This is a genomic window from Pseudomonas sp. JV414, assembly GCF_032424305.1.
Taxonomy (GTDB): Bacteria; Pseudomonadota; Gammaproteobacteria; order Pseudomonadales; family Pseudomonadaceae; genus Aquipseudomonas; species Aquipseudomonas lini.
The window spans coordinates 91,204-112,981 of the sequence record NZ_VYKC01000011.1; the positions used below are offsets into that span (position 1 = coordinate 91,204).

18 protein-coding genes are annotated in these 21,778 nt (G+C 59.1%); 10 read left to right on the forward strand and 8 right to left on the reverse strand.

The window, feature by feature from the left end:
• Positions 1 to 39: 39 nt before the first annotated feature.
• Both dprA and F6R97_RS14265 read right to left on the reverse strand, forming a co-directional pair.
• Positions 40 to 1,146, reverse strand: coding sequence for a DNA-processing protein DprA (gene dprA, locus F6R97_RS14260; protein WP_315866711.1), 1,107 nt, complete (start codon positions 1,144 to 1,146; stop codon positions 40 to 42).
• A gap of 80 nt (positions 1,147 to 1,226) precedes the next feature.
• Positions 1,227 to 2,252, reverse strand: coding sequence for a LysM peptidoglycan-binding domain-containing protein (locus F6R97_RS14265; protein ID WP_038980388.1), 1,026 nt, complete (start codon positions 2,250 to 2,252; stop codon positions 1,227 to 1,229).
• Between the two features lie 169 nt (positions 2,253 to 2,421).
• Between F6R97_RS14265 and def the strand changes: the two genes are divergently transcribed.
• From def to F6R97_RS14290, 5 genes are all read left to right on the forward strand, one after another.
• Positions 2,422 to 2,928: a peptide deformylase gene (def, locus tag F6R97_RS14270; RefSeq protein WP_008007919.1), complete on the forward strand. Its 507-nt coding sequence runs from the start codon at positions 2,422 to 2,424 to the stop codon at positions 2,926 to 2,928.
• A 70-nt stretch (positions 2,929 to 2,998) separates the two neighbouring features.
• Positions 2,999 to 3,958, forward strand: a complete 960-nt coding sequence (gene fmt, locus F6R97_RS14275; RefSeq protein WP_315866712.1) for a methionyl-tRNA formyltransferase — start codon at positions 2,999 to 3,001, stop codon at positions 3,956 to 3,958.
• Positions 3,955 to 5,265 (forward strand): 16S rRNA (cytosine(967)-C(5))-methyltransferase RsmB, encoded by a 1,311-nt coding sequence (gene rsmB, locus F6R97_RS14280; protein WP_315866713.1) that lies wholly within the window; start codon positions 3,955 to 3,957, stop codon positions 5,263 to 5,265. Before fmt ends, rsmB begins: the two co-directional genes overlap by 4 nt.
• 22 nt (positions 5,266 to 5,287) lie before the next feature.
• Complete coding sequence (gene trkA / locus F6R97_RS14285; RefSeq protein WP_038980394.1) at positions 5,288 to 6,661, forward strand: Trk system potassium transporter TrkA; 1,374 nt, start codon at positions 5,288 to 5,290, stop codon at positions 6,659 to 6,661.
• A 131-nt stretch (positions 6,662 to 6,792) separates the two neighbouring features.
• Positions 6,793 to 7,116, forward strand: coding sequence for a tetratricopeptide repeat protein (locus tag F6R97_RS14290; RefSeq protein ID WP_315866714.1), 324 nt, complete (start codon positions 6,793 to 6,795; stop codon positions 7,114 to 7,116).
• Positions 7,117 to 7,210: 94 nt separating this feature from the next.
• On the opposite strand, the gene F6R97_RS14295 is transcribed toward F6R97_RS14290, so the two are convergent.
• Together F6R97_RS14295 and tag are read right to left on the reverse strand one after the other, a co-directional pair.
• Complete coding sequence (locus F6R97_RS14295) at positions 7,211 to 8,098, reverse strand: lysophospholipid acyltransferase (protein ID WP_038980396.1); 888 nt, start codon at positions 8,096 to 8,098, stop codon at positions 7,211 to 7,213.
• A 40-nt stretch (positions 8,099 to 8,138) separates the two neighbouring features.
• Complete coding sequence (tag, locus tag F6R97_RS14300; protein WP_315866715.1) at positions 8,139 to 8,696, reverse strand: DNA-3-methyladenine glycosylase I; 558 nt, start codon at positions 8,694 to 8,696, stop codon at positions 8,139 to 8,141.
• 81 nt (positions 8,697 to 8,777) lie between these two features.
• On the opposite strand from tag, the gene glyQ reads away from it, so the two are divergent.
• The 4 genes from glyQ to F6R97_RS14320 all read left to right on the forward strand — a co-directional run bounded on the left by glyQ (position 8,778) and on the right by F6R97_RS14320 (position 13,187).
• Positions 8,778 to 9,731: a glycine--tRNA ligase subunit alpha gene (glyQ, locus tag F6R97_RS14305; protein WP_003213601.1), complete on the forward strand. Its 954-nt coding sequence runs from the start codon at positions 8,778 to 8,780 to the stop codon at positions 9,729 to 9,731.
• The gene (gene glyS / locus F6R97_RS14310) at positions 9,728 to 11,782 is read left to right on the forward strand and encodes a glycine--tRNA ligase subunit beta (protein WP_048397358.1); all 2,055 of its coding nucleotides are present in this window, start codon (positions 9,728 to 9,730) and stop codon (positions 11,780 to 11,782) included. Before glyQ ends, glyS begins: the two co-directional genes overlap by 4 nt.
• A gap of 4 nt (positions 11,783 to 11,786) precedes the next feature.
• The gene (gene gmhB / locus F6R97_RS14315) at positions 11,787 to 12,326 is read left to right on the forward strand and encodes a D-glycero-beta-D-manno-heptose 1,7-bisphosphate 7-phosphatase (RefSeq protein WP_162831697.1); all 540 of its coding nucleotides are present in this window, start codon (positions 11,787 to 11,789) and stop codon (positions 12,324 to 12,326) included.
• A gap of 81 nt (positions 12,327 to 12,407) precedes the next feature.
• Complete coding sequence (locus tag F6R97_RS14320) at positions 12,408 to 13,187, forward strand: lysophospholipid acyltransferase family protein (protein WP_038980400.1); 780 nt, start codon at positions 12,408 to 12,410, stop codon at positions 13,185 to 13,187.
• 182 nt (positions 13,188 to 13,369) lie between these two features.
• Here F6R97_RS14320 and F6R97_RS14325 read toward each other — a convergent pair whose 3' ends face one another.
• Entirely contained in the window at positions 13,370 to 15,682 is a 2,313-nt protein-coding gene (locus tag F6R97_RS14325) for a CHASE2 domain-containing protein (protein WP_038980401.1), read from the reverse strand.
• Positions 15,683 to 15,700: 18 nt separating this feature from the next.
• Positions 15,701 to 16,630, reverse strand: a complete 930-nt coding sequence (locus tag F6R97_RS14330; protein ID WP_173667534.1) for a FecR domain-containing protein — start codon at positions 16,628 to 16,630, stop codon at positions 15,701 to 15,703.
• A gap of 825 nt (positions 16,631 to 17,455) precedes the next feature.
• Here F6R97_RS14330 and F6R97_RS14335 point away from each other — a divergent pair.
• Positions 17,456 to 18,175: a response regulator transcription factor gene (locus F6R97_RS14335; RefSeq protein WP_048397362.1), complete on the forward strand. Its 720-nt coding sequence runs from the start codon at positions 17,456 to 17,458 to the stop codon at positions 18,173 to 18,175.
• Positions 18,176 to 18,247: 72 nt separating this feature from the next.
• Here F6R97_RS14335 and gyrB read toward each other — a convergent pair whose 3' ends face one another.
• Both gyrB and recF read right to left on the reverse strand, forming a co-directional pair.
• Positions 18,248 to 20,665, reverse strand: coding sequence for a DNA topoisomerase (ATP-hydrolyzing) subunit B (gene gyrB, locus F6R97_RS14340; protein WP_007902994.1), 2,418 nt, complete (start codon positions 20,663 to 20,665; stop codon positions 18,248 to 18,250).
• A 5-nt stretch (positions 20,666 to 20,670) separates the two neighbouring features.
• Entirely contained in the window at positions 20,671 to 21,774 is a 1,104-nt protein-coding gene (gene recF / locus F6R97_RS14345) for a DNA replication/repair protein RecF (RefSeq protein WP_315866716.1), read from the reverse strand.
• Positions 21,775 to 21,778 lie beyond the last annotated feature (4 nt).

A 21,778-nucleotide genomic window follows, 5' to 3' on the forward strand; every position in this document is an offset into this window, starting at 1 on the left:
AGTTTACCGATCTTCCATGCAAAACCTAGCCTGTAAAATCTAGTGCCCCCGCGCAAGCCAGCGGCCACTTTCACAGACCGCACGGCCGTCCATCTCCAGCTCCGTCAGCGCTGCCAGCACTTTCGACAACGCCCAGCCGCTGGTGATCGACAAGGCTTCGCTGGTATGGGGCGCCGCGTGGAGCAATATGAGCAGCGGATGAGTCTCTGTCGTCTGCGGCGTTTCTGTGGATAACGGCAGCTGTTGCCAGCCGCGCAAGGCTTCGAGGATGTGCTCGATGGTTTCCACCAGCACCGCGCCGTCGCGGATCAGTTGATGGCAACCCTTTGCGCCAGGGTGATGGATCGACCCCGGTATCGCATACACCTCACGCCCCTGTTCCGCCGCCAGCCTGGCGGTGATCAATGAACCACTGGCAACACTCGCCTCGACCACGAGCACACCGAGGGACAAACCGCTGATGATTCGATTGCGTCGGGGGAAGTTGCTGGGGGAAGGGCCGGCGTCCAGCGGGAACTCCGAAAGTACCGCGCTTCCCGAGGCGATCATGGCCTCTGCCAGTCGCTGATTGCGCTGTGGATAAAAATTTTCCAGCCCCGTGCCAAGCACGCCGACCGTTTGCCCGCCAACGTCCAGAGCCGCCTGATGCGCGGCGGCATCGATGCCCAGGGCCAGACCGCTGGTGATGACAAAACCGGCGCCGGCCAGAGTGCGGGAAAACGCGGCGGCGGTGTCCATGCCTGGTCGCGAAGCACGACGGCTGCCAACCATCGCCAGCTGTGGTTTTTCCAGAATTCCCGGATCACCCGCGACGAATAACAGCGGCGGCGCATCACTGATTTGCGCCAGCAGAGCGGGGTAGTCAGGTTGGTCCCACATCAGTAAATGCTGGCCCGGACGCTCTAACCAGGCTAATGCATGGCTGGCGCCGTCACGAATTTCGCTGGAGCGCCGGGCCTCCGCGCAAGCGAGTGGCAGGCCCAACGCACGCCAGGCACTGGCCGGTGCGCTGATGGCTTTGGAGGCAGAGCCGAAGGCCTCAAGCAATTTCTTGAAACGCGCAGGGCCAAGCTCCGGTAAACGGTGCAAGCGTAAACGGGCTTCCAGTTCCGCAGGGGAAACGGACGTACAGGCAGACAGCGACATGGATCATCCTTGATCGTTATAGAGTCCCGTCGAATCGGGAATAAGCTGTGGATAACTCTGTTGGTAACTTGTGAGCAGGCTTACGGATTTCGCACCTTGTCCATCACCGCCAAAGAGCGCGATGCGTTAAGGACAAGCCCGTAGCTGAGCTTGTCGTAGGTGCGGAAGACCATCAGCAAACCGGCCCGCTCGTCGGGAATTTTCAATGGCTGGCCAGTGATCCGGTCACGCACGGTTTCACCGGTTTTCATCACCACCAGCACATTGCCTTCGGCCAGGCCATCGCGCTGCCCCTTGTTCAGCGTGACGACATCCAGCGCGCCGATCTGGGTGACCCCGCGCGGCACATCAATAATCAGGCCGTTGATTTCGGTTGTCGGGGCACTGGGCATGAAGGTCGAATTGATCGAGCGCTCTTCGCCGCTGAACAGCCGGTCGCCGAGTCGCACTTCCTGAGTGGTGCGTTGCAGGGCCAGGGTGGCGACGTCGCCTTCAGTGGCAATGATCTCGCCGCCACCGATGTCGTCGGCGTTGATCCCCAAAAACTCCTTGCTCTGCGGATCGGTGTAGACCTTGCCCTGACGGAAGATGCCGTACGACGGTTGTGCCGGGTCGAAATGGCCACGGGCGAATATTCGATCACCGGTACCGCTGAGCACCCGTTCGGCATCGCCGGCGACGATGTAGGGCGCCTTGTCGAAATCCTCTGCCTTGTCGACGATGCGATTGCTCAGCAGAAAGCTGTTGATCGATTTCAGCGGAATGCTCGGAATGGCATCGGCCACCGGCGAGCTGCGGATTCGTGGCGAAAGCTTGATTGTGCCCCGGGAAGCGCCGCGATTGAGGGTCAGGCGTGGCTGACCGTTGACGTAAACCAGCGACAGCGTATCGCCCGGATAGATGAGATTGGGGTTTTCGATCTGTGGATTGGCCTGCCAAAGCTGCGGCCATTCCCACGGTTCACGCAGGTATTTAGCGGAAATGTCCCAGAGTGTGTCCCCTGCCACCACGGTGTATTGCTGTGGAAAACCTTCCCTGAGTTGCACTTGCCCGTGCGCAAAACCGGCCGAGGCCAGAAGGAGCAAGGCGAGTAGTGATTTCCTCATGCGGTGAATCCCTTTATTATGTACGTTCGCGTGAAACGCCAGAGCCCTCGTGGCTCGCTTCCTGCTCATTATTGAAAAGCCGGAAGCTACGTTCACAACGGTAGCCTGCATCCTCGGACTCGCCAGGCCATCGACCCGACTTTACCTCACACGTGCAGCAATTGAGCTTATGGCCATTTTAGACATCCTCGAATTCCCCGACTCGCGCCTGCGTACTATCGCCAAACCAGTGGCTGTAGTGGACGACGAAGTGCGTCAGTTGGTCGATGACATGTTTGAAACAATGTATGAAGCGCCAGGCATCGGCCTCGCCGCGACCCAGGTCAACGTGCATAAACGTATCGTCGTGATGGACCTCTCCGAAGACCGCAGCGAACCGCGGGTGTTCATCAACCCCGAGTTCGAAGTCCTGACCGACGAGGTGGACCAGTACCAGGAAGGCTGTCTTTCGGTGCCGGGTTTCTACGAAAACGTCGACCGCCCGCAAAAGGTCAAGATCAAGGCCCTGGACCGCGACGGCCAGCCGTACGAACTGATTGCCGAAGGCCTGCTCGCGGTATGCATCCAGCATGAATGCGACCACCTCAACGGCAAATTGTTCGTTGACTATCTGTCTACGCTCAAACGCGACCGGATCAAGAAGAAACTGGAAAAGCTCCATCGCCAGAACGCTTGATGCCCTTCTTTCAAAGGCTTGCTGCGGCAAGCCTTTTTCTTTTCAAGACGCTTTGTAATTGAGAGCTTTCATGACTGAGCCACTGCGCATTGTCTTTGCCGGTACCCCGGAATTCGCCGCCGAACACCTCAAGGCCCTGCTCGACAGTCCTTACAAGATCGTTGCGGTCTACACCCAACCGGACCGTCCGGCGGGCCGTGGGCAGAAGCTGATGCCGAGCCCGGTCAAGCAGTTGGCGTTGGAAAACAACATCCAGGTGTTGCAACCGCCGACCCTGCGCAACGAAGACGCTCAGGCTGAACTGGCTGCACTGAAACCGGATTTGCTGGTAGTGGTCGCTTACGGGCTGATCCTGCCGCAAGTGGTGCTGGATATTCCGCGCCTGGGTTGCATCAACAGCCACGCTTCCTTGCTGCCACGCTGGCGCGGTGCGGCACCGATCCAGCGCGCCGTTGAGGCGGGCGACAGCGAAAGCGGCGTGACCGTGATGCGCATGGAACTGGGCCTCGACACCGGGCCGATGCTGCTCAAGGTCACCACGCCGATCAGCGCCGAAGACACCGGCGGCAGCCTCCATGATCGCCTCGCAGAGATGGGCCCACCGGCCGTGGTTCAGGCGATTGCCGGCCTGGCCGCAGGCACTCTGGAAGGCGAAGTGCAGGACGACAGCCTCGCCACCTACGCACATAAATTGAACAAGGACGAAGCGCGCATCGACTGGAGCCGCCCGGCAGTTGAGCTGGAGCGTCTGGTTCGCGCCTTCAACCCATGGCCGATCACCCACAGCACGCTGAACGGCGAAGCGCTGAAAGTGCTGGCTGCGAGCCTGGCCGAAGGGCAGGGCGCACCGGGTGAAATCCTCAGCGCCAGCAAGGACGGCTTGGTCGTCGCCTGCGGTGAACAGGCACTGTGCCTGACCCGTCTGCAATTGCCCGGCGGCAAGGCGCTGAACTTCAGCGACGTGTTCAACAGCCGTCGTGAGAAATTCGCCGTCGGCACCGTTCTCGGTCAAGCGGCGGACGCTCAATGAATCCACGTCTGGCTGCCGCCAAGGCACTGGCTGCTGTTCTTAACGGAAAAGCCTCACTCAACAGTTCTCTGCCGACGCAAATGGACAAGGTCGAAGACCGTGATCGCGGCTTCACCCAGGACCTGGCGTTCGGCACGGCTCGCTGGCAGCCACGTTTGTCGGCGTTGGCGGCCAAGTTGCTGCAAAAGCCGTTCAAAGCAGCTGATGCCGATGTCGAGGCGCTGTTGCTGGTCGGCCTCTACCAACTGCTCTACACCCGGGTTCCGGCCCACGCGGCCATCGGCGAAACCGTCGGTTGCGCCGACAAACTGAAAAAGCCGTGGGCCAAAGCCTTGCTCAACGCCGTGTTACGCCGCGTCCAGCGCGAAAGCGAAACACTGCTGGCGGAGCTGGAACACGACCCGGTGGTGCGTACCGCTCACCCGCGCTGGCTGCAAAAATCCCTCAAAGCCTTCTGGCCTGAGCAGTGGGAAGCCATTTGCGCGGCGAACAACGCGCATCCGCCGATGATTTTGCGGGTCAACCGTCGCCATCACACCCGCGATGCTTATCTCGGGTTGCTGACTGAAGCGGGCATCGCTGCCACGCCGTGTGTTTACAGCCGGGACGGCATCATCCTCGACGCAGCGGCCGACGTGCGCAGCCTCCCGGGTTTCGCCGAAGGCTGGATCAGCGTGCAGGACGAAGCCGCGCAACTGGCCGCCGATCTGCTGGACCTCGCGCCAGGCCAACGGGTGCTGGACGCTTGCTGCGCACCGGGCGGCAAAACCTGCCACATCCTTGAGGCCGAGCCCAAACTGGCCGGCGTGGTGGCTGTGGATCTGGAAGCCAAACGTCTAGTGCGAGTACGGGAAAACCTTGCACGCCTGGGCCTGAGCGCCGAACTGATCGCCGCCGACGGCCGCGATACCGCCACTTGGTGGGACGGCAAACCGTTCCAGCGCATCCTGCTGGATGCACCATGCTCGGCTACCGGAGTGATCCGTCGTCACCCGGACATCAAACTGACCCGCCAACCCGATGACATCGCCGCGCTGGCGGTGCTTCAGGGCGAGCTGCTTGATGCCATGTGGATAACGTTGGAAGTGGGCGGCATTCTGCTTTACGCCACCTGCTCCACGTTGCCGACCGAGAACACCGAAGTCATCGAGGCGTTCCTCGCTCGCACACCGGGTGCCCGCGAACTCGACATCGCCAGTCAGGCCGGCATCAAGCAGCCCCACGGTCGCCAATTGCTGGCCCAGGAAGGTGGCCACGACGGGTTCTACTACGCCAAGCTGATCAAGATTGCCGCCGCGCGCGGTTAACCGGTTTTAAGGGAGTGACTGGATGAAAATCATCATCCTCGGCGCAGGGCAGGTCGGCGGTTCGCTGGCAGAACACCTGGCCAGCGAAGCCAACGACATCACCGTGGTCGACACCGATGGCGAACGCCTGCGCGACCTCGGCGATCGGCTGGACATCCGCACCGTACAGGGTCGCGGTTCGCTGCCGACCGTACTGCGTCAGGCCGGTGCCGACGACGCCGACATGTTGGTTGCAGTGACCAACAGTGACGAAACCAACATGGTGGCTTGTCAGGTCGCTCACACCTTGTTCCACACGCCAACCAAGATCGCCCGAGTCCGCGAAGCCGCGTACCTGACCCGCGCCGACCTGTTCGATAACGAAGCGATTCCGGTCGACGTGCTGATCAGTCCGGAGCAAGTCGTTACCAACTACATCAAGCGCCTGATCCAGCATCCGGGTGCGTTGCAGGTCATCGACTTCGCCGAAGGCAAAGCACAGTTGGTGGCAGTGAAAGCCTATTACGGCGGCCCGCTGGTGGGTCAGCAACTGCGCCAGTTGCGCGAACACATGCCGAATGTCGAAACCCGCGTTGCGGCGATTTTCCGTCGTGACCGGCCGATCCTGCCTCAAGGCGATACGGTGATCGAGGCCGACGACGAAGTATTTTTCATCGCAGCCAAAGCGAATATTCGCGCGGTGATGAGTGAAATGCGCCGCCTCGATGAAAGCTATAAGCGCATCGTCATCGCCGGTGGCGGGCAGATTGGCGAGCGTTTGGCCGAGGCCATCGAAAGCCGCTATCAGGTGAAGATCATCGAGATGAACCCGGCCCGCTGCCGCCATCTCTCGGACACCCTCGACAGCACCGTGGTGTTGCAGGGCAGTGCCTCCGACCGCGACTTGCTGATGGAAGAGAACATCGCCGACGCCGACATCTTCCTGGCGCTGACCAACGACGACGAAGCCAACATCATGTCGTCGCTGCTCGCCAAGCGCCTGGGCGCGAAGAAGGTGATGACGATCATCAACAACCCGGCCTACGTCGACCTGATCCAGGGCGGCGACATCGACATTGCCATCAGCCCGCAATTGGCGACCATCGGCACCTTGCTGGCCCACGTGCGGCGCGGCGATATCGTCAGCGTGCACTCACTGCGTCGAGGTGCGGCGGAAGCCATCGAGGCCATCGCCCACGGTGATGCGAAGTCGAGCAAGGTGATCGGCAAGGCCATCGAAAACATCGGCCTGCCGCCGGGGACCACCATTGGCGCGATCATTCGCGATGAGGAAGTGATCATCGCCCACGACAACACAGTGATCGAAGCTGGCGACCATGTGATTCTGTTCCTTGTGGATAAAAAGCATATTCGGGATGTGGAGAAGCTGTTCCATGTGGGCTTGAGCTTTTTCTGATGATCGTTCCCACGCTCTGCGTGGGAATGCCTCAACGGACGCTCCGCGTTCGGCTTTGAATGGGACGCAGAGCGTCCCGGGCTGCGTTCCCACGCAGAGCGTGGGAACGATCACTGACTGAGGAAGCACCGATGATCGAATCCCTGGAAAAAATGCTCGCCAAGGGTGTGGATAACTCGCTGCTGCGTTTCGGCCTGGGCAAGGGTTATCTGGATCTGGGTGAAAATGCCAAGGCCGCGGAGCATTTCCAGCGCTGCGTCGAGTTCGATCCGAAGTATTCGGCGGCCTGGAAGCTATTGGGTAAGGCCCATCTGGCGCTGGCGGATTACGCGGCGGCGCGTCAGGCCTGGGAACAGGGCCTGGAAGCCGCCCGCAACCATGGCGACAAGCAGGCGGAGAAGGAGATGGCGGTGTTTCTGAAAAAGCTTGAGCGTCAGGCGCACGCAGGCCAATAAAGATCAAAAGATCGCAGCCTCCGGCAGCTCCTACGGGATGTACGCCGAGCCTTTGTAGGAGCTGGCGAAGCCTGCGATCTTTTGATTTTTTGCATCAATACCAGCGTTCTTCACCCGGCGGACGCTTCTTGAAGCGCTTCATGCTCCACATGTACTGGCTCGGATAAGCCCGCACATAGCGCTCGACCACCTGGCTCATCGCCGCGCAGGAGGTTTCGGTATCGGTGCTGTACATGGCCTCTGGCGCGGCTTCGAGGATCACTTTGTAACCCGAACCGTCCGGTAGCCGCAGGGCATGCAGGAACACGCCGACCGCTTTGCCGCCGGCCAGCATGTTCGGGACGAATTTACTGGTCAGGGCCTGAGTGGCGAAGAACGGCACGAAGATCCCGGCGGATTCGGCCGGTTCCGGGTCTGCCGGAATGCCCACTGCACCACCTTTGCGCACTTCCTTGATCACGCTGAGGATGCCTTCCTTGGTGGAAGCTGCCACCCGGTTACCCAATTGCACCCGCTGCTTGCGCAGCAACTCATCCACCGCCTTGAGCTTGGGCGGACGGTAGAAAATGATCGGTTTGCACTGGTTGCAATAGAAATGGTTCAACACTTCCCAGTTGCCCAGGTGACTGGTGATGCCGACCACGCCTTTGCCGGAGGCGAGAGCATCCTTGAGCACGTCGAGACCTTCGACTTCGCGCACCAAATCAATGGAACGCTGAGCCGGCCAGATCCACGCGCAAGCGCTCTCGGTCAGGGACTTGCCAATGTCTTTCAGGCTCTGGCCCACCAGACGCTCGCGTTCGGCCGGGTCCATCTGCGGAAAGCACTTGGCGAGGTTGATCCGCACCACGTCGCGGGAACGGTTGGGGGTTTTCCACATGATCCAGCCAATCGCCGAACCCACCGTCTGCACTGCCCGCCAAGGAAGCAGGGCAAACAGACGCAGAGCGCCTACCAGCAAGGCGCCTTTCAACTTATCCACAGGTCACTCCTGATCTTGTGCTGTGCGCGAGGCGGCTATTCTAACCGCCGTTCACCAAGGTGGCGTAGCGATCGCAATCCCGAGTGTGGTCCATGACCATGCCCGAAGCCTGCATCAACGCGTAACAAATGGTCGGGCCGACGAACGTGAATCCGGCTTTTTTCAGGCCTTTGCTCATCTCGACGGCGACCGGTGTCACGGCCGGCACTTCACTGCGATCCTTGAAATGATTGATCACCGGCGTTCCGCCGACGAACGACCAGAGAAACGCCACCGGGTCCTCCAGCGCCAGCCAGGCCTGGGCATTGCGCCGGGCGGCATTGAGTTTGAGGCGATTGCGTATGATCCCCGGATCGAGCATCAATTCATCGATTTCCGCATCGCTCATCTGTGCCACGCGCTGTACGTCGAAGCTAAACAGTACCTCGCGATAGCGCTCTCGTTTGCGCAACACGGTGATCCAGGAAAGCCCGGCCTGGAACCCTTCGAGCAAAAGCAACTCGAACAAACCCTGCGCATCGCGTAGCGGCGTGCCCCACTCCTGATCGTGATAAGCCATGTATAGCGGATCTTCGGTACACCAAAAGCAGCGTGGCATAAGGCTCCAGGGGGCGTGCGCAGGACCGAATCGGGTATACTCCCGCTCTTTAAATCGCAGCCCAAGAAACAGGTGAATTTCGTGAGCCAGCCTACGCCAGCCGTGCGTACCTTCCAAGACTTGATCCTCGCCCTCCAGCAATACTGGGCCGAGCAAGGTTGTGTGGTACTTCAGCCCTACGATATGGAAGTAGGCGCCGGCACTTTCCACACTGCCACGTTCCTGCGCGCCATTGGCCCGGAAACCTGGAACGCCGCTTATGTGCAGCCCAGTCGTCGCCCGACTGACGGCCGCTACGGCGAAAACCCGAACCGTCTGCAGCACTACTACCAGTTCCAGGTAGTCCTGAAGCCGAACCCGGACAACTTCCAGGAACTGTACCTGGGCTCCCTCAAGCACGTGGGCCTCGACCCGCTGGTGCACGACATCCGTTTCGTCGAAGACAACTGGGAGTCGCCAACGCTGGGCGCCTGGGGTCTGGGCTGGGAAGTCTGGCTCAACGGCATGGAAGTGACGCAGTTCACTTACTTCCAGCAAGCGGGCGGCATCGAGTGCTACCCGGTGACCGGCGAGATCACTTACGGTCTGGAGCGTCTGGCCATGTACCTGCAAGGCGTGGACTCGGTCTATGACCTGGTCTGGGCTGACGGTCCGTTTGGCAAAGTGACCTACGGCGACGTGTTCCACCAGAACGAAGTGGAGCAGTCGACCTACAACTTCGAACACGCCAACGTCGAGAAGCTGTTCGAGTTGTTCGACTTCTACGAAAGCGAAGCCAAGCGCCTGATCGAACTCGATCAGCCATTGCCGTTGCCGAGCTACGAAATGGTGTTGAAGGCTTCCCACACCTTCAACCTGCTGGATGCGCGCCGGGCGATCTCGGTGACCGCGCGTCAGCAATACATTCTGCGTGTCCGCACCCTGGCGCGTTCCGTTGCACAAGCCTACCTGCTGGCTCGCGCCAAGCTGGGCTTCCCGATGGCGACCCCGGACCTGCGTGATGAAGTACTGGCCAAGCTGGAGGCTGCACAATGAGTGCTCAAGATTTTCTGGTTGAATTGGGCACCGAAGAACTGCCACCCAAAGCCCTGAACACCCTGGCCGAAGCGTTTATGGCCGGTATCGACAAAGGCCTGCAAGCTGCCGGCCTGAACTACGAAACCAAAACCGTCTACGCCGCGCCACGTCGCCTGGCCGTGCTGATCACCGCGCTGGCAACCCAGCAGCCGGATCGCAGCATCAACCTCGACGGCCCGCCGCGTCAGGCCGCGTTCGATGCCGAAGGCAACCCGACTCAAGCGGCCCTGGGCTTCGCCAAGAAGTGCGGCGTCGACCTGAGCGAAATCGATCAGAGCGGTCCGAAACTGCGCTACAGCCAAAGCATCGCCGGCAAGCCGACCGCGAGCCTGATGCCGACCATCGTCGAAGATTCCCTGAACGACCTGCCTATTCCCAAGCGCATGCGCTGGGGTGCTCGCAAGGAAGAATTCGTTCGCCCGACTCAATGGCTGGTGATGCTGCTCGGTGACCATGTCATCGACTGCACCATCCTCGCGCAAAAGTCCGGCCGCGATTCCCGTGGTCACCGCTTCCACCATCCTGAAAGCGTGCGCATCACCTCGCCGGCCAACTACCTGAGCGATCTGCGTGCTGCCTATGTGTTGGCCGATGCCAACGAGCGTCGCGAGCTGATCAGCAAGCGCACCGAAGAACTGGCGACGCTGCAGGAAGGGACGGCCATCGTGCCGCCAAGCCTGCTCGACGAAGTGACCGCGCTGGTTGAATGGCCGGTGCCGCTGGTGTGCTCGTTCGAAGAACGTTTCCTCGACGTGCCGCAAGAAGCGCTGATCACCACCATGCAGGACAACCAGAAGTATTTCTGCCTGCTGGATGCCGACGGCAAGTTGCTGCCTCGTTTCATTACCGTGGCCAACATCGAAAGCAAAGACCCGCAGCAGATCATCGCCGGTAACGAGAAAGTGGTTCGTCCACGCCTGACCGACGCCGAGTTCTTCTTCAAGCAAGACAAGAAGCAGAAACTCGAAGACTTCAATCTGCGTCTGCAGAACGTGGTGTTCCAGGAAAAACTCGGCAGCGTCTACGACAAGGCCGAACGCGTTTCCAGACTCGCTGCGTTCATCGCTCAACGTATTGGCGGTAACGCCGCATGGGCTTCCCGTGCCGGCCTGCTGTCCAAGTGCGACCTGGCGACCGAAATGGTCGGCGAGTTCCCGGAGATGCAAGGTGTCGCCGGTTACTACTACGCCCTCAACGACGGCGAGCCGGAAGAAGTCGCACTGGCGCTGAACGAGCAGTACATGCCGCGCGGCGCCGGCGCTGAACTGCCGACGACCCTCACCGGTGCAGCCGTGGCCATCGCCGACAAGCTCGACACACTGGTGGGCATTTTCGGTATCGGCATGCTGCCTACCGGGAGCAAAGACCCGTATGCCCTGCGCCGTGCAGCGCTGGGTGTATTGCGCATCCTGATCGACAAGAAGCTCGACCTCGACCTGAACGACGCCGTGGCGTTTGCCGTGAATGCGTTCGGTACCAAAGTGAAGGCTGCCGGCCTGAATGACTCGGTGCTGGAATTCATCTTCGACCGTCTGCGTGCCCGTTATGAAGACGAAGGCGTTGATGTCGGGACTTATCTGTCGGTACGTGCCCTGAAGCCGGGTTCGGCGCTGGACTTCGATCAGCGTGTACAAGCGGTAGAAGCGTTCCGCAAATTGCCGGAAGCCGCAGCCCTGGCCGCTGTGAACAAGCGCGTTTCGAACTTGCTGAGCAAGGTCGAAGGCTCTGTTCCTTCGGTCGTTGAAGCCAAGTACTTCGACAACGCCAACGAGTTCTCCCTGTATTCGGCGATCCAGCAGGCTGACCAGGCTGTTCAGCCAATGGCCGCTGCTCGTCAGTACAGCGAATCGCTGGCGCGTCTGGCCGCCTTGCGCGAGCCGGTGGATGCGTTCTTCGAAGCGGTGATGGTCAACGCCGAAGATGCCAAGGTGCGAGCCAACCGCTATGCGCTGCTGGCGCGTCTGCGTGGGTTGTTCCTCGGCGTCGCCGACATTTCGCTGCTGGGCTAAGGGGCTGCTGTTGAAACTGCTGATTCTCGATCGGGACGGGGTGATCAATTACGACTCCGATGCGTACATCAAGTCGGTGGAGGAGTGGATTCCGCTCCCCGGTTCGATCGAAGCGATCGCGCAGTTGAGCAAGGCCGGCTGGACGGTGGCGGTCGCTACCAACCAGTCGGGCATCGCTCGCGGCTACTACGACATCGCCACCCTGGATGCCATGCACGCTCGCTTACGCGAGCTGGTGGCGGAGCAGGGCGGTGAAGTCGGGCTGATCGTCTATTGCCCGCACGGGCCAGACGATGGCTGCGATTGCCGCAAACCAAAACCCGGGATGTTGAAAACCATCGCCGCGCATTACAACGTTTCGCTGACGAATCTATGGTTCGTCGGCGATACTCTCGGTGACCTGGAAGCCGCCAGAGCCGTCGACTCTCAGCCAGTTTTGGTAAAGACCGGGAAAGGCGAAAAGACGCAGGGCAAGACCCTACCGGCGGGCACCTTGATTTTTGACGATCTGGCGGCGATTGCCGCGGAACTTATCCACAACTAAGGCTCTTCTGACATCCTGGCCAAGGACTGATCGGGAGTGCGCTTGAATAGGCGGGCAATGCCCGCAACGGTAAATGTCGCCATGTCGATACTGCAGGCCATCAGAACTTTCCTCTTTTACCTGCTGCTGGGCACCAGCTCTTTGCTCTGGTGCACCCTGAGCTTTTTTATCGCGCCGTTTCTGCCATTCAAGGCGCGCTATCGCTTTATCAACGTGTACTGGTGCCGCTGCGCCTTGTGGCTGAGCAAAGTCTTTCTGGGTATCCGTTATGAAGTGAAGGGTGCCGAGAACGTGCCTGACCAGCCCTGCGTGATTCAGTCGAACCACCAGAGCACTTGGGAAACATTCTTTCTCTCGGCGTACTTCGAGCCCCTGAGCCAGGTGCTCAAGCGCGAACTGCTCTACGTTCCGTTCTTCGGCTGGGCCATGGCCATGCTGCGACCGATCGCCATCGATCGTGGCAACCCGAAAGCAGCGCTCAAGCATGTGGCGAAGAAGGGCGATGAGCTGCTCAAGGACAATGTCTGGGTACTGATCTTCCCGGAAGGGACTCGCGTTCCTTACGGCACCATCGGCAAGTTCTCCCGCGGTGGCACCGCGTTGGCTGTCAATGCGTCATTACCGGTGTTGCCGATTGCGCACAATGCCGGCAAATTCTGGCCAAAAGCCGGTTGGGCGAAGCAGGAGGGCGTGATCACCGTGATCATTGGCGCGCCAATGTACGCCGAGGGTAGTGGGCCGCGGGCCATCGCCGATCTGAATGATCGGGTGCAGGCCTGGAACGAACAGATGCAGCGCGAGATGGGTTCACTGCCAGCAGCTCCGGCGGCACCCAACGCTACTGATCAAGTGACTGTCTGAGATTCTGTGGATAACCTGTGTACCGTTTTGTTGAAAAACGTCGTTTTTAGCTATTAAGCTTATGATTTACATACATATTTCTTAAGTAAATAAAACGTCGAAAAAGGTGCATAAGTTTATTTAGGACGTAAAAAAACCGGCTGATATAGCCGGTTTTTTTATGCCCGCTGAAAACGTCTGTATCACTCGCTCAATAGCGGTAACTGGACGCTGAACGTCGAGCCTTGCCCCACCACGCTACGACAGGAAATCCGCCCGCCGTGACGATCTACCACGGCCTTGACCATGGACAAACCCAGCCCCAGACCGTCGCTGCCATGAGCCGAGGCAAAACGCCGATACTGACAGAACAACTCGGGAAGTTCATCGACAGCAATCCCTCGGCCCTGATCGGCGATTTCGCACAGTAGCCAGCCCTCGGCACAACTCACCCGCACCGAGATCCGCGACCCCGCCGGACTGTACTTGATGGCGTTTTCCAATAGGTTGAACAGTGCCCGTGTCAGTAGCGATTGATCGGCCAGGACCAGCGCTTCGGCGTCTTCGTCGAGGTCATGCAGCAACTGAATATTCTTCAGATGAGCGATGCTCGAGGCTTGGTCGAAGGTATCGAGCAACAACATTGCGAACATGCTCGGCTGAAACTGATAGGCCTCGGACTCGGCTTTTGCCAACTGCACAAAAGCCTCGGTCAAGTTCAGCGCTTTGCGCACTTGTAACTCGATCTGACTGAACACTTGAGTGTCGCCGGACACCTGATGCCGCTGAACATCGAGCAAGGCCAGAATTGCAGAGTGAGGAGCTCTGAGGTCGTGAGACAAAAAGCGCAGCAGTACGGCGCGCTGTTCTTCGGCGTCCCGCTCGACGCTCAAGTCAGTAAGGCTCAGTAGCCAGCCAATCACGGAGTCGCCCTCGGCCGGCAACAGCGGTGCCAGGTCCAGACGCAGACTACGTGCCTGAGTGTCACGAAACTCCAACGGCTCCAGGGTCGACAACGCAGATGGCATTCCGTTGGACGGCACCGGGTAACCCAGGTCGCTCAGTTGCTCGAGCATGTCCTCGCCCACCAGACCACGACAAAACACTTCTCGAGCCTTGCGGTTGGCCAGCAGAATACGTCCGTTCGGATCGCTGATCAGCGTCGCCACCGGCAGGTATTCAAGTCCATCGGCGATGAAACGTCGGGTGTCGCGGGTCCGGCTCATAGCCTGCTCCAGCGCAACGATTTGCCCTTGCAGCACATCACCGGCCGGAGCCTGGGTGCGACGACGTTCGGGAAAAACTTTTGGCTCGCTGTCCAGGCGCGCCAGTTCCCAGCCGAAATAGGCGAGCACCGCGTTCAGCCTTCGCCAATTCCAGATCAGATAACCCAGCATCATCCCTAGCAGGCTCGCAGCCGGGGACCACCACCAGCCAAGCCGCAACAGTACACCCGAGCCCAGCAGAGCAGCGGCCATTGCACCTAGGGTCAGCCATAGGGCGCGACGCGGACGCACCAAGAGCAGGCCCAGCAACTCTCCGACAATCACTACCGATAGCAACGCCGCCAAGCGCTTATCGAGAACCACAATGTTGCGCTTTTGTAGCAGTCCGTTGAGGATATTCGCCTGAATCTCGATGCCCGATGTGGTGCCGATGCTGGCCGATTGCGGTGTCACGTAGCGGTCGCCCAGGCCTGCAGCGGTCGAGCCGATCAGGATCAAGCGATCGCGCAGCAATTCGGGTGGGACTTCACCGCGCAATACGCTGACGTAGGGTACAGTGGGAAAGCCCGCGTCGGAATGGATGAAAGGAATCCGTATTTCGTGGGCTCGCTGCCAGCCTTGCACCGATGGCAGCGCCGGGGTACCCGGCATTGGTGCATTTCCCTTATCGGCGAGGGTTTCTTCGTACAGCAGCCAGGCCAGTTGCGGGCGTGTTTTTTGCGCCGGTCCTTCGCTTAAATACACGCTGCGCACGATCCCGTCGGCGTCCGCTTCGGCATTGATATGCCCGACGCCTTTGGCACAGTGGTTCAGCGGATCCACTGGTTCAATTTCCCCCAAGGGCTGACCATAACGCGCTACATCTTCGCGCAGCAGCGGCACGAAAACATTACCGGCCCGGCAGGCCGCCTGAGCCAAAAGGTGATCGTTCTCGGGTTCGCTATCAGGCTCGCTGAAAATTACGTCGAATAGAACGCCTTTAACGTTCGCGGCGCTGAGCCGATCCAGCAGTTGCGCGTGCGTCGCCCGCGACCACGGCCATTGGCCGATCTGCTGCAAGCTGTAGTCGTCGATCGTGACAATGAGTATTCGCGGGTCCACCGGCAGCGGGTTCAGTCGGCGCAGGTTGTCGTAGAGCAGTTTGCTCAGGACCAGACCCTGACTCATGGACAGCATCGCCGTCAGCGGCAACAGAATCAGACAGACCCACAGCCACTCACGGACCATCCGCCGAAACAATCGCTGAGCCTGGGTCGGCTCGCGGTCATCCTTCCTTGGCCGGTTCTTCATCGGTCGTCTGCCAGGGCGCTATTGGACACGCGTGGTCCTGGGGTAATAGAAAATGTCATACACCCCGGTCTCTCCCTCTAACCCCTGAGCATCATAGGCTGACAGGCGAACATGGTAGAAAAACGCTTTCAGCCCGCTGAACTTGACCTCGGGTGTGCTGGAAAACTGCTCTTGCTTGATGTCCAGAAAGGCTTCGTCGGTAGCCACTTGCGCCCGATAACGCGTAGCCCCTTCGATGGGTTTCATGATCAATTGCCAGATAGGCACATTACCCGTCTGACCGGCCTGCCCCAACAAACCTGGGGCGGGTAACAAGTCGATTGGCGTCAACGCGCCTTGTTTCTGAATACGCAAACCTTGACGGGCCATGACCTGGACCTCGTCATCCTCAGGGCTCTGAGTCCGTTTGGCAGCCGACCGGGCAGGGCGGGCGCCCGACGTTTCCACATCACGATTAACCGCGACTTGCCCGTTCAGAACCTCCAGTAGCGCCTGGCCATCGTCATCGTTGCGCACCCGGAAATGCGTGCCCCGTACGCCCAGTACGCCGACCGGCGTGACGATCTGAAAGCGATCACGGTCGCTGGCCCGCTTGATCACATACGACTCAACCTGCCCCTGCTCAAGAATGACCTGAGGGATCGAATGTTCTTCATTGAGATGCAAGGTGATATGGGAACTGGAGGGCAACACCATCCGCGAGCCATCACCCAGGGACAGGCTGACAAATGCCGAGGGCGATGTTTTGATGCCTTCCTGCTCGTCAATCGACGTACCTTCCTGCAGTGGCGTCTGCTTGCCTTTGGCGTCCAGCTTCCAGGCTTCGCCGGTCAAATGCTCGACAGTCGCCGGTAGTGGTTGGCCACGGCATTGTTGGTTTTCATCGATATAAGGCAGGCGTTTTGCCGAGGCGACAGTCGCTGATGCACTCTGGGTGAACAATCCCATCAGGCCAGCAACCAGTAAAAGACAGACACCCGAACGGCGGGGGAGCAATAAGGTCATGGGGTTCATGGATTGCTTTTTATGCTCTTATGGAAATCTTGCCGGGGAAACGTACGCGCTTGACGCACGATACCTGACTGGATGCTCTGGCAGATAGCCATGGGGTAAAGGAAATGACACATCCCTGTGTCGGAGCTGAGCAGGCACTCCGTGTTTTCCCCTGAACTGCAGACTCGCCGAAAACCGGCGATCGACGGCCCTGCAGAATTGGCGTTGACGCTCCCTGCGTCGGGGCACATCCCAATGCCCCTGTGCCGCTCAGCGACAACGAATTTACCGGCATAAGTGACCTTGCGAGCCGATTCTCAATATTTGTTCAGAATTGGCCGAAAGCTAAAACACCCAGCGTTGTTGCGTTGAAGGGATGTCGAGCTCTACGGACTCCATCGGGGGGGAGTGCATCGGGGCAAAGCCTGGCGAGTCCCCCACGACCGTGTTTGTCTCCGTTGGACCGAAGTAACGCGGTCTAACCTCATGGTCAATGATTGGAGTCGACTGAACCGTGGTACATCCCAGGCCAAGACCAGCCGCCAACATCAACGCTGCCAACCTTGTGAATCCATTAGAGAGAATCTCTAGACGCATCTTCCCCACAGTCCCTCTTAAGCATTCTGCCGATGGTTCATCGCCTACCGGCGAAGTGACATCAGCGTAGCCATACTTGGGAACTTCGCAGCAATTCGCCACAATTGTTCAGATTCAATCAATCAGCCTAAACTCCCGTGGGAATTTTTACTTTGCACTTACGAGATGAAGGAAACACTCGGCATGCGTGTCGCAATACTGGATGACGAGCCCGCCGAACTCCGCCGGGTGGAACAGACACTGCGACAGATCCCCGTCACGGGAGAGCAGGCGTGGATGCTGCATTGCTTCGAGCGGGGAGAGGACCTGCTACGGCAACTCCGGCGGGAGACCTTCGATCTGCTGATCCTCGATTGGCAACTGCCCGATATCAGCGGCCTGGCATTGTTACGCTGGACCCGTGAACACATGGACGTGCCACCAGCCGCGATCATGCTCACCAGTCGCGATACCGAAAGCGATATCGTCCAGGCATTGAACGCCGGGGCCGACGATTATGTGAGCAAACCGTTTCGTCCCAATGAGCTGATGGCTCGGGTCAGCGCGGTGCTACGTCGTCATGGGCTGCAACGCGCGGCAGCCACCGAAATACTGACCTTCAATGACCTCGAATTCGACGACGCCGAACTCACCGTCACCCGCGCCGCCACCCCCATCAGCCTGACCGAACGGGAATACCGTCTCGCCCGTTGCCTGTTCGCCAATCTGGGCCGACCTTTGTCCCGTGAATACTTGTATGAGCGCTTTTGGACTCATGAAGAAATAGTCTCCTCGCGCCCGCTGGATACTCACATTTATCGCCTGCGCAACAAGCTGGGCCTGACGGCTGATCGCGGTTGGCAACTGCTGACGATTTACGGGTATGGGTATCGGCTTGAGAGCGTGGCCACTGCTAGCGAATGACGACGTTTCGACGATCAATAAAAAAGGCCAACGCTAAGCGTTGGCCTTTTTCGTTTTAGCGGTCCTGCCGGATCAGAAGTCCAGGTTGGAAACCGCCAAGGCGTTGCTTTCGATGAAGTCACGACGGGGTTCGACCGCATCACCCATCAGGGTGTTGAAGATCTGGTCCGCGCCAATGGCGTCTTCGATGGTCACTTTGAGCATCCGGCGCTGGCTTGGGTCCATGGTGGTTTCCCACAGCTGATCCGGGTTCATTTCGCCCAGACCTTTGTAGCGCTGGATCGTGTGACGCTTAGTGCTTTCAGCCATCAGCCATTCAAGTGCTTCCTTGAATTCGGTGACCGGCTTCTTGCGCTCGCCGCGCTGGATGTACGCCCCGTCGTCCAGCAAGGTGCTCAATTGAGCGCCCAACGACACAACAGTCTTGTAATCGTTACTGCCGAAGAAATCGCGGTTGAAGGTGATGTAGTTCGACAGGCCGTGGGAGATCAACTCGACCTCTGGCAGCCAGACGTTACGTTCACGGTCTTCACGCAGGCTGGCTTTGTAAACCAGGCCGGATTTCTCGACGGTGCGCAGACGAACTTCGAACTGAGCCATCCAATCCTGCATCGCTGCGTGATCGGACAGTTGCTCCATGCTCACCGCTGGCAGGTAGATGAAGTGCTCGGTCAGTTCCTGCGGATACAGGCGCGACAAACGCTTGAGGGTCTTCATCACCAAGCGGAAATCATTCACCAGACGCTCAAGGGCTTCGCCGGAGATACCCGGGGCTTCCTCGTTCAGGTGCAGGCTCGCGTCTTCCAGGGCCGACTGCGTCATGTACTCTTCCATGGCGTCGTCGTCTTTGATGTATTGCTCTTGCTTGCCTTTCTTGACCTTGTACAGCGGTGGCTGAGCGATGTAGATGTAACCGCGCTCAATCAACTCCGGCAACTGACGGAAGAAGAAGGTCAGCAACAGGGTACGGATGTGCGAACCGTCGACGTCAGCATCGGTCATGATGATGATGTTGTGATAACGCAGCTTGTCGATGTTGTACTCGTCGCGGCCAATGCCGCAGCCGAGCGCAGTGATCAAGGTGCCCACTTCCTGAGAAGAGATCATCTTGTCGAAGCGTGCCTTCTCCACGTTCAGGATCTTGCCCTTGAGCGGCAGGATGGCCTGGGTGCGTCGGTTGCGTCCCTGCTTGGCGGAGCCGCCAGCAGAGTCACCTTCCACGAGGTACAGTTCGGAGAGGGCAGGGTCTTTTTCCTGGCAGTCAGCCAGTTTGCCCGGCAGGCCGGCGATGTCCAGCGCGCCTTTACGGCGGGTCATCTCACGGGCCTTACGCGCTGCTTCACGCGCACGCGCCGCGTCGATCATCTTGCCAACAACCAGCTTGGCTTCGTTCGGGTTCTCCAGCAGGAAGTCGGAGAAGTACTTGCCCATTTCCTGTTCGACCGCGGTCTTCACTTCGGAAGACACCAGCTTGTCTTTGGTCTGGGAGCTGAACTTCGGATCCGGCACTTTTACCGAAATGATCGCGGTCAGGCCTTCGCGGGCGTCGTCACCGGTGGTGGCAACTTTGTGCTTCTTCGCCAGACCTTCAGCTTCGATGTAGGTATTCAGGTTACGCGTCAATGCGGAACGGAAACCCACCAGGTGAGTACCGCCATCGCGCTGCGGAATGTTGTTGGTGAAGCACAACAGGTTCTCGTTGAAGCTGTCGTTCCACTGCAGGGCGATTTCCACGCCGATGCCGTCTTCACGCTGGATGTTGAAGTGGAACACCTGGTTGACCGCAGTCTTGTTGGTGTTCAGGTATTCAACGAACGCACGCAGACCGCCTTCGTACTTGAACAACTCTTCCTTGCCGCTGCGCTCGTCCTTGAGGACGATGCCGACACCGGAGTTGAGGAAAGACAGTTCGCGAATCCGCTTGGCCAGGATGTCCCAGCTGAAATGGATGTTCTTGAAGGTTTCAGCCGAAGGCTTGAAGTGAATCTGGGTACCAGTGGTTTCGCTCTCGCCAACGATTTTCATCGGCTCTTGCGGAACACCGTGGACATAAGTCTGTTCCCAGATCTTGCCGCTGCGGCGAACGGTCAGGATCAGTTCTTTGGACAGTGCGTTCACCACCGACACACCTACACCGTGCAGACCGCCGGATACCTTGTAGGAGTTATCGTCGAACTTACCGCCGGCGTGCAGCACGGTCATGATGACCTCGGCTGCCGAAACGCCTTCTTCTTTGTGCACGTCTACCGGGATGCCACGACCGTTGTCGCGAACGGTGATGGACTCGTCCGGGTGGATGATAATGCTGATGTCGTCGCAATGGCCGGCCAAAGCTTCGTCGATCGAGTTATCGACCACCTCGAACACCATGTGGTGCAGACCACTGCCATCGTCAGTGTCACCAATGTACATACCGGGACGTTTGCGTACGGCATCCAGGCCTTTCAGCACTTTAATGCTCGTTGAGTCGTACGTATTTTCTTCGCTCAATGCCTTCACTCCCGATGGTCGTGGGTCTGGGTGATACGGCCCTGTTCCACGTGGAACAGAGCGACTGGCGTTTCCGTCTGCCAGCCTTCCCTCAATAATTCGTGATCTACACAGGTGATAAAGACCTGGCAGCGTAAGTCTTCCAGCAAGCGGCAAAGCGCGCGACGGTGGTGCTCGTCCAGTTCAGACGGCAGGTCATCCACCAGATAAATACACTGGCCGCGACGGGCCTGGCTAACCAAGTGCCCTTGGGCGATCCGCAATGCACAGACCACCAACTTCTGCTGGCCACGAGACAAGATGTCCGCGGCGTTATGTGCGCCCAATCTAAGACGCAAATCAGCGCGTTGTGGTCCGGCTTGGGTATGACCCATTTGCTGATCCCGCTGAAGGGACCCGGCGAGCACAGCACTCAACTCACGGTCTTTGTCCCAACCTCGGTAATAGCTGAGCGTTAAGCCCTCAAGCTCAACCAGTTCGCTCAAGGTCTGTTCAAAGACTGGTTTCAAGGCTTTGATGTAAGCGCGGCGGTATTCATCTATTTCAGCGCTGGCCTGGCACAGTTCTCTGTCCCAAACCGCTTGCGAAACGGCGTCAAGTGTACCATGTCGCAGCCAAGAGTTTCTCTGGCGCAAGGCCTTCTGCAAGCGCTGCCACGTGGACATGAATCGGGGTTCCACGTGGAACACACCCCAGTCGAGAAACTGTCGGCGAATCTTCGGCGCACCTTCCAGCAGGCGGAAGCTGTCCGGGTTGATCAACTGCAACGGCAGGATCTCTGCAAGTTGCGCAGCACTTCGGGCGTTCTGCCCATCGATGCGGATCTGGAACTCGCCTTGGCGGTCGCGAGATATCCCCAGCGCACTATGTCCACCCTCAGCCAGTTCGATCTGGCCAAACACCGTACACGCCAATTGCTCGTATTGAATGACGGGTAACAGACGGCTGCTACGAAACGAACGGGCAAGCCCCAGCAGATGAATGGCTTCCAGAACACTGGTTTTGCCGCTGCCGTTGGCGCCGTAAAGAATGTTTATTCGGGGGGAGGGGGAGAAGGTCACCGGGTGCAGATTGCGCACCGCGGTGACCGAGACGCGACTTAAGGACATCTAG

Excerpts from the sequence above, each read along its gene's own strand:
- dprA (WP_315866711.1), bottom strand. The coding sequence starts at position 1,146 with ATGTCGCTGTCTGCCTGTACGTCCGTTTCCCCTGCGGAACTGGAAGCC.
- F6R97_RS14265 (WP_038980388.1), bottom strand. The coding sequence starts at position 2,252 with ATGAGGAAATCACTACTCGCCTTGCTCCTTCTGGCCTCGGCCGGTTTT.
- def (WP_008007919.1), top strand. The coding sequence starts at position 2,422 with ATGGCCATTTTAGACATCCTCGAATTCCCCGACTCGCGCCTGCGTACT.
- fmt (WP_315866712.1), top strand. The coding sequence starts at position 2,999 with ATGACTGAGCCACTGCGCATTGTCTTTGCCGGTACCCCGGAATTCGCC.
- rsmB (WP_315866713.1), top strand. The coding sequence starts at position 3,955 with ATGAATCCACGTCTGGCTGCCGCCAAGGCACTGGCTGCTGTTCTTAAC.
- trkA (WP_038980394.1), top strand. The coding sequence starts at position 5,288 with ATGAAAATCATCATCCTCGGCGCAGGGCAGGTCGGCGGTTCGCTGGCA.
- F6R97_RS14290 (WP_315866714.1), top strand. The coding sequence starts at position 6,793 with ATGATCGAATCCCTGGAAAAAATGCTCGCCAAGGGTGTGGATAACTCG.
- tag (WP_315866715.1), bottom strand. The coding sequence starts at position 8,696 with ATGCCACGCTGCTTTTGGTGTACCGAAGATCCGCTATACATGGCTTAT.
- glyS (WP_048397358.1), top strand. The coding sequence starts at position 9,728 with ATGAGTGCTCAAGATTTTCTGGTTGAATTGGGCACCGAAGAACTGCCA.
- F6R97_RS14320 (WP_038980400.1), top strand. The coding sequence starts at position 12,408 with ATGTCGATACTGCAGGCCATCAGAACTTTCCTCTTTTACCTGCTGCTG.
- F6R97_RS14325 (WP_038980401.1), bottom strand. The coding sequence starts at position 15,682 with ATGAAGAACCGGCCAAGGAAGGATGACCGCGAGCCGACCCAGGCTCAG.
- F6R97_RS14330 (WP_173667534.1), bottom strand. The coding sequence starts at position 16,630 with ATGGGATTGTTCACCCAGAGTGCATCAGCGACTGTCGCCTCGGCAAAA.
- F6R97_RS14335 (WP_048397362.1), top strand. The coding sequence starts at position 17,456 with ATGCGTGTCGCAATACTGGATGACGAGCCCGCCGAACTCCGCCGGGTG.
- recF (WP_315866716.1), bottom strand. The coding sequence starts at position 21,774 with ATGTCCTTAAGTCGCGTCTCGGTCACCGCGGTGCGCAATCTGCACCCG.